The 3,031-nt window shown below is 69.5% G+C and carries 4 protein-coding genes; 1 reads left to right on the top strand and 3 read right to left on the bottom strand.

Annotation, left to right across the window (positions count from 1 at the left end; all coding sequences use genetic code 11):
• Positions 1 to 32 precede the first annotated feature (32 nt).
• The 3 genes from VIR15_RS17550 to VIR15_RS17560 form a co-directional block, all read right to left on the bottom strand.
• Positions 33 to 371 (bottom strand): hypothetical protein, encoded by a 339-nt coding sequence (locus VIR15_RS17550; RefSeq protein ID WP_331930099.1) that lies wholly within the window; start codon positions 369 to 371, stop codon positions 33 to 35.
• Positions 372 to 465: 94 nt separating this feature from the next.
• A complete protein-coding gene (locus tag VIR15_RS17555) occupies positions 466 to 606 on the bottom strand; it encodes a hypothetical protein (RefSeq protein WP_331930101.1) in 141 nt (46 codons plus the stop codon).
• 46 nt (positions 607 to 652) lie between these two features.
• Positions 653 to 2,233 carry an MFS transporter gene (locus tag VIR15_RS17560; protein ID WP_331930103.1) on the bottom strand — a complete coding sequence of 527 codons (1,581 nt, stop codon included), beginning with the start codon at positions 2,231 to 2,233 and terminating at the stop codon, positions 653 to 655.
• Between the two features lie 90 nt (positions 2,234 to 2,323).
• Here VIR15_RS17560 and VIR15_RS17565 point away from each other — a divergent pair, with 90 nt between their 5' ends.
• A complete protein-coding gene (locus tag VIR15_RS17565) occupies positions 2,324 to 2,905 on the top strand; it encodes an RNA polymerase sigma factor (RefSeq protein ID WP_331930105.1) in 582 nt (193 codons plus the stop codon).
• Positions 2,906 to 3,031: the final 126 nt, after the last annotated feature.

Consider the following 3,031-nt stretch of genomic DNA (forward strand, 5'->3'; position numbering starts at 1 on the left):
TCGTGAGCCGCCCCGCCCGGCCTCCCACGGCATCAGAGCGGCACCCCGTGCGAGTCCTTCGGCGGCGGCGCGCCCAAGGCGCCCAGCCCCGCGGCGGCCGCGACCTCCACGTCGTGCGCAGACTGGGCTGCCCACGTCAGGTCACGAGCAAGCGCGGCGGACGCTGCGGCGACTGCCTCGAGGACGGTCAGGTGCGTTGTCGTGAACTCGTACAGCGACTGGGCCAGCCCGACGTGGTCCGTGACGATGCCCCGACGAGCCAGCCCAGCGGCATACGCGAAGGTTGTTGCGCAGTCGCGCAACTCGCTTCCGCTCTTTCGAATGGTGGACCCGAGCGCCCTCGTGCGGTCCGTGTCGATCGTGTAGCTCACGACGCCCGAACCTAGACAAACCTGGCGTCACGGCCGGGGAGTTATCCACAGCCCCAAGGCGTTTCAGGCGACAACTCGAAGAACCGGGACGACCTCAGGCCATGCCGAGCCGCCCGGCCTCGTGCCGTGCCTGCTTCGAGCGCACCGGCCCCGTGTTGAGGAAGGCTGACGAAACCGACTCGAAGAAGGACCGGAAATCGGCCACACCGTCGTAGTCGTGGATGTCCGTCCACACGAGGTCACGCTGGGTGTGACACACCTCCACGAGCTCGCGAATGACGTCAGCCAGGACGCACGGCACCCCCGCGTGCCGGACGCGCGCGACCGGCCGCCCCCGCGCCGATCCTGCGCTGGCGAGCCGCCATGACCACCGTCCAGAGGAGCATCACGGCGCACACGGAGAAGCCGACCTGGGGGTTGAGCGGCAGGATGATGCCGAGCGCGCCGCCGAGCACCCAGAGCATCTGCAGCATGGTCTCGGACCAGCCGAAGACCGACGCACGCACGTTCTCCGGCACCTCGCGTTGCACGAGCGCGTCGAAGCACAGCTTGGCCAGCTGAGCCGTCAGCCCCTGCACCAGCCCGAGCAGCACGAGGGTCCATACGCCATACCAGAGCGCCGTCGCGATGCATGCGAGAGTCGCGAGCAAGACGGAGAGCATCGCGACGCGCTCCGGGTGGTAGTCGCGAAGGTTGTTGCCCAGCAGGCTGCCGAGCGCGTTGCCCAGGCCGATCGCGGCCGCCGTGATCCCGAGGATGAGCTCACCGCGCATCCCGCTGATCGGGTGCTCCTTGGCAAGGAACGCCACGTACATGATGAGGAACCCGGTGAGCAGTCGCGTACCGCCGGTCGACCACATCGCGTGCCGGACTGGCCACGGGATGGCGTGCAAGCTTCGCAGGTAGCGCCCGAAGATGCCGGCTGAGTCGACCTCGAGCGCTGCCCCTTCCTGCGCGGGAGTGGCTGCCGTATGCCGCTGGGCTCGCTCCCGCTTCGACGCGGGCTGCCGCACCGGCTGCGTGTCACTGAGCGAGATCTCGCCGGCGTTGCTGTCCACATCAGGCGGAAGCCGGATCGCCTGCACGGTGCCGATGACGAAGAGCACGAAGGCGACCCGCAGTGCCCACGGCGCGCCGACCTTGAGGGCTGCCGCAGCGAGCGCACCGCCGACGACGGCGCCGATGACTCCCGCGATCGAGACCTTTGAGTTGGCCTTGACCAGACTCGTGCCCGCTGGGAGCAGCCGCGGGACCGCCGCCGCGCGGGCGATGTTGTAGGCCTTGGAGGCGATCAGCACCGCGAGCGCGGCGGGGAAGAGCCAGTCGCTCTTGTTGTAGATCGCTTCGGCGAGGACCCAACAGAGGAAGGCCCGGGTCGCCATCGTCGTCCCGATCGCCCAGCGCCGTCCATGGCTGAACCGGTCGAGGAGCGGCCCGACGAACGGCGCGATGAGCGTGAACGGGATCATCGTCAGGAGCAGGAAAACCGCCACCTGGCTGCGGGCCTCGGCGGTCTGGGGGTTGAAGAAGAAGACGCCGGCGAGTGCGAGCATCATCGCGGCGTCGCCTGCGGTGTGGCTGGCGTGGAGCTCGGTCATCCGCGCGAGGCCGGTCTCGCCCGCACCCCCGGAGTGCGTGAAGCCGCGGAACTTGGCGGCGGCGAACCGTGACGTCGCGGCCGTCGCCTTGGCACCCGCGACCGTCGCCTTGCCGATGCCGCGGCCGACGGCCTTGGTGGCATTCAGTGCCTGGGCGCGTCCCGGCGTTCGGTAGTCGGCCGGATGACCGCCCTCGGGCACATCGCCGACGTCGGTGGCGTCACGGAGCTCGTGGTCCCGCCTCACCTCGTCGCTCGTGCTCACTCCGCCATCTTCCCCCGTGGCGGTGACCAGACGTCAGCGGGCGCGCAAAAGAGGATGAAACACTCAGGGTCCGAACCGACATGAGGGGGCATGAGCAATCACGACACCGGACCACCGTGCGGCGAGCAGCGGTTCACCGAGCTCTTCGCCGAGACCTACGCGTCCGTCCTGCGTTTCATCCAGCGTCGTGTCCATCCGAGCCATGCCGAGGACATCGCTTCCGAGGTGTTCCTCGTCGCCTGGCGCCGACTGGCGGACGTCCCCGAGGACCCGGACGACGCACGGGCGTGGCTCTTCGGAGTAGCGCGACTGACCCTTCTGTCCGGGGTCCGCGGCCAGCTCCGGCAGCAGGCGCTCGCGGTCCGGGTGGCCGAGAACGGCCTCGGTCAGGGCAGCGACAGCATCGGCTTCGATCCGGACCTGGTCGCCAGGCGGCTCGATCTCGCCCAGGCGTGGCGTCGCTTGTCCACGGCGCATCAAGAGGCCCTCTCGCTCACCGTGTGGGACGGGCTCGACTCGCCACGAGCCGCGCGAGTGCTGGGCATCTCACCGGTGGCCTACCGGCTGCGCCTCAGCAGGGCACGGCGAGCCCTCAGGGCCCTGGCCGAATCCCTCCCACAAGCCAGGCGCGAGGAACTGCCCGAAGCCGAGACCTCAAGGAGCACTTCATGAACACCAAGACGCGGAGGCTCCACTTCACGGAGGTCGAGGCCCTTCTGCGGGACCTCGACGCCGCTACCTCGACCGACCTCGATGCCAGGACCGACCCCCGGGCAGTGGCCCTCCTCGGCCGCGTCC

The organism is Intrasporangium sp., from assembly GCF_036566125.1.
GTDB lineage: Bacteria > Actinomycetota > Actinomycetes > Actinomycetales > Dermatophilaceae > Intrasporangium.